The sequence below is a fragment of the Nitratireductor aestuarii genome (assembly GCF_014641695.1).
Taxonomy (GTDB): domain Bacteria; phylum Pseudomonadota; class Alphaproteobacteria; order Rhizobiales; family Rhizobiaceae; genus Chelativorans; species Chelativorans aestuarii.
In genome coordinates, this window is sequence record NZ_BMIF01000038.1 from 1 (window position 1) to 3,481 (window position 3,481).

5 protein-coding genes are annotated in these 3,481 nt (G+C 59.9%); 4 read left to right on the forward strand and 1 reads right to left on the reverse strand.

Annotation, left to right across the window (positions count from 1 at the left end; translation table 11 throughout):
• Positions 1–88: 88 nt before the first annotated feature.
• From tnpA to IEX27_RS20955, 4 genes are read left to right on the forward strand one after another with little or no spacing between them, the layout of a single operon-like run.
• Positions 89–523 (forward strand): IS66-like element accessory protein TnpA, encoded by a 435-nt coding sequence (gene tnpA, locus IEX27_RS20940; RefSeq protein WP_188723008.1) that lies wholly within the window; start codon positions 89–91, stop codon positions 521–523.
• The gene (tnpB, locus tag IEX27_RS20945) at positions 520–873 is read left to right on the forward strand and encodes an IS66 family insertion sequence element accessory protein TnpB (RefSeq protein ID WP_210315586.1); all 354 of its coding nucleotides are present in this window, start codon (positions 520–522) and stop codon (positions 871–873) included. The genes tnpA and tnpB overlap by 4 nt, the downstream gene beginning before the upstream one ends.
• Positions 874–919: 46 nt before the next feature.
• On the forward strand, positions 920–2,578 hold the full coding sequence (tnpC, locus tag IEX27_RS20950; protein ID WP_188723009.1) for an IS66 family transposase: 1,659 nt from the start codon (positions 920–922) through the stop codon (positions 2,576–2,578).
• A 2-nt stretch (positions 2,579–2,580) separates the two neighbouring features.
• Positions 2,581–3,165 carry a plasmid pRiA4b ORF-3 family protein gene (locus IEX27_RS20955; RefSeq protein WP_188723012.1) on the forward strand — a complete coding sequence of 195 codons (585 nt, stop codon included), beginning with the start codon at positions 2,581–2,583 and terminating at the stop codon, positions 3,163–3,165.
• Positions 3,166–3,199: 34 nt separating this feature from the next.
• On the opposite strand, the gene IEX27_RS20960 is transcribed toward IEX27_RS20955, so the two are convergent.
• Positions 3,200–3,424, reverse strand: coding sequence for a DUF6429 family protein (locus tag IEX27_RS20960; protein WP_188723010.1), 225 nt, complete (start codon positions 3,422–3,424; stop codon positions 3,200–3,202).
• Between the last annotated feature and the right edge of the window lie 57 nt (positions 3,425–3,481).

Below are 3,481 nucleotides of genomic sequence, written 5' to 3' on the forward strand. Positions count from 1 at the left end.
GTATCCGTCCGAGCGAGGCCGCCTGTGAATATTGGATAAAACTGTTCAGACCCTGTCCTTATTCCCAGGCATAAGGACAGTTGGACAGATGGAGATTTTTGAAGGGGACAGGGGGTCTCGGGTGAGCCGTATCGAGGTGATCAACACCGGTCGGCGGCGTCGCTTTAGTGAGGATGAGAAGCTGCGGATTGTCGCAGAAAGCTTTGCGGGGAGAGGCCAGGCGTCGGCCACGGCCCGTCAGTACGGCATCAGCCGCTCCCTGTTGAACCGTTGGCGCAAATCGGTTCGCCAGAGTTTGCACGCCCAGAAACAAAGCGATGGTTTTGTGCCGGCTTTCGTCATGCCGGAAGCTTTTGTGCCGGTGAAGCAGGTCACTCCCCCTGCTGCGATGGAGCATTCGGTGGCGTCTCCTTCCGGCCGCATGGAGATTTTTGCGGCGAATGGCCGTCGTGTGATCGTGGACGGCAGCGTCGACGTTGAGGCGCTGCTGCGGATCATGCGGGGTCTGGAGACGCTGCGGTGATCACGCTTCCTTCCGGTCAAAATGTGCGGGTGTGGATCGCAACGGGCCATACCGACATGCGGTGTGGGTTTCCTTCCCTTGCGTTACGGGTGCAGGAGGTGCTGAAGCTGAACCCTCTGGACGGCAATCTTTTTGTATTCCGCGGTCGTAGCGGATCGCTGATAAAAGTGATCTGGAGTGACGGCCAGGGGAGCTGCCTTTTTACAAAAAGATTGGACCGCGGCCGGTTCGTCTGGCCGTCTGCGGAGGGCGGCGCGATCGCGATATCACCCGCGCAGCTCAGTTATCTTCTGTCCGGGATCGACTGGAGGCATCCTCAGGAAACCTGGCGGCCGACGAAGGTCGGCTGAGCATTATTCGATTGAAAATACAGGAGAAATCTGATCGAATGGCTTCATGATCTCAAAGCCTGTCGATCTTCCTGCGGATGTTGTCGGCGCTTACCTGGCGCTGCTCGGCGAGCATGAAGCTTTGCAGGCTAAACACGCTATCGCAGTAGCGGAAGCGGCCAATGCGCAGGCGATGCTCACTGACAACGAGGCGCTGATCGTTGCTCTGGAATTGAAGATCGAGAAGCTCAGGCGCGAGTTGCGCGGTCGGCGATCCGAGCGCACGGCGCGCCTGATCGACCAGTTGGAACTGCAGCTCGAGGAACTCGTGACGGCGGCGACGGAGGATGAGGTCGCGGCACAAGCAGCAAGCGCCAGAACCTCGAGCGTACGTTCGTTCACGCGCAAACGGCCGGTGCGCAAGCCATGGCCGGACGATATTGAGCGCGAACGTATCGTCATCGAGCCGCCGACGACTTGCGCCTGCTGTGGTGGTTCGCGCCTGTCAAAGCTGGGCGAGGACGTCACCGAGACGCTCGAGGAGATTCCGCGCCGGTTCAAGGTGATCGAGACGGTGCGGGTAAAGTTCACGTGCCGTGACTGTGAGGCGATCAGCCAGACGCCGGCACCGTTCCATGCCACGCCGCGCGGCTTCATCGGTCCGCATCTGCTGGCGACGATCCTGTTCGACAAGTTCGGCATGCACAGCCCGCTCAACCGGCAGAGTGCCCGGTTCAAATGCGAAGGGATCGATCTTTCGACCTCGACGCTGGCCGACCAGGTCGGGTACGCGACAGCGGCTCTCATGCCTGTCTTCGATCTGATCGAGGTGCATGTCTTTGCGGCCCAGCGTCTTCACGGTGATGACACCACCATTCCCATTCAGGCCAGGGACAAATGCACGACTGGACGCATATGGACTTACGTATGCGATGACCGGCCGTTCGGGGGAACGGCGCCGCCAGCCGCAATCTATTATGCGTCGAGTGACCGGCGCGGCGAACATCCGCAGAAACACCTCGCCGGATACGGCGGCATTCTACAGAGCGATTGCTACAATGGCTTTGAGCCGATCGCTGTTGCCGCAACGAAAGAGGTGCCGATCACCTTCGCCTTTTGCCATGCGCATGCGCGGCGCAAATTCTTTGAGCTGGCCGATATCCAGAAGAATGCGCGGGATCGCAAACGCAAGGGCAAGCCGATCTCGCCGATCGCATTGGAAGCCGTCAAGCGCTACGACGAATTGTTCGAGATCGAGCGGCAGATCAACGGATTGAGCGCCGAAGAACGGCGGGCTGTGCGACAGGACAAGAGCAAGCCGCTGTTCGATGATATGCACGAGTGGTTGACGAAAGAACGCGCCACGCTCAGCAGATCGTCCGAGGTCATCGAGCCGATTGACTACATGCTGAAGCGCTGGGAGGGCTTTGCCCTCTTCCTCGAAGACGGGAGAGTTTGTCTAACGAACAACGCAGCCGAGAGGGCGCTGAGAAGTGTCGCACTGGGAAGACGGAACTGGACCTTCGCCGGTTCCCAGCGTGGGGCCGATCGTGCCGCTGTCATGCTGACCGTCATCACCACCTGCCGCCTCAACGATGTCGACCCAAAGGCTTGGCTTGCTGATGTCCTGGCTCGCATCGCGGACCATCCTGTCACGCGCCTGCACGAACTGCTGCCCTGGGAGTGGAAACGAGCATCGCCGGCAACCGTCATGCTGGCGGCCTGACGATGGTGGCTTCCGTCGTCCGCCTGAAGATCACCCTCGATCATGTCGAGCCGATAGTGATGCGGCGCGTTGTCGTGCCGTTCACCATCAGGCTCAGTCGGCTGCACGAGGTGTTGCAGGCGGCGATGGGCTGGACCAACAGCCACCTTTACGAATTCCGCATGCGTGACGTCGGCTTTGGTTTGCCTGACGAGGAATGGGGAGATGGTCCGATCGATGCCCGCAGGGTCTCGCTGCTGTCGGCAGTCCAGGACACCGGTGCGAAATCGTTCAAATACCTATACGACTTTGGCGACGGATGGGAACACAGCATCAAGATCGAGCGCACCTTTCCTGCAGTTGGCACGGAAGGACCAATGCTCCTCGAAGCAACGGGACACTGCCCGCCTGAAGACGTCGGTGGTCCATGGGGTTATCAGGAGTTCCGCGAGGCGCTTACAGACCCGGCGCACGAGCGACATGCCGAAATCCTCGAATGGTGGGGCGGCAGCGATTATGATCCCACCGCCGCCGACTTCTCGCAGCTCAACAAAGCCGTCGATGACCTGGCTGCAAAATGGGCCCGAAAAGCGCGCCGCAAAACCTGAACGCCTGGCTGTGAGCGAAGGCCGAAAGTGGATTTTACCGTGCAAACAACCGGCGGAACAGCTCTTCCGAGCGCCGTAGACCTTCGTCCGTCAGGACCAGCGACTTCGACTTGTTCGCCGGATCACAGATCAGTCCCTTCTCGTGCAACCGGTTCGTCGTCGTCCAATCAAATCCCTTCCAGGCGCAACGCTCATCGTGGAGCGTCAGCCATAACAGTGCCAGGACCGCGTCATCGATTTTGTCCTCGTCGATCTCCATTCTGCTATGCTACCACGCGCGAGATCCCAAGTCCCGCGGCCCACCTCGGATGGATAC

Coding starts and splice junctions, on each gene's coding strand:
- IEX27_RS20960 (WP_188723010.1), bottom strand. CDS start 3,424: ATGGAGATCGACGAGGACAAAATCGATGACGCGGTCCTGGCACTGTTA.
- IEX27_RS20955 (WP_188723012.1), top strand. CDS start 2,581: ATGGTGGCTTCCGTCGTCCGCCTGAAGATCACCCTCGATCATGTCGAG.
- tnpA (WP_188723008.1), top strand. CDS start 89: ATGGAGATTTTTGAAGGGGACAGGGGGTCTCGGGTGAGCCGTATCGAG.
- tnpC (WP_188723009.1), top strand. CDS start 920: ATGATCTCAAAGCCTGTCGATCTTCCTGCGGATGTTGTCGGCGCTTAC.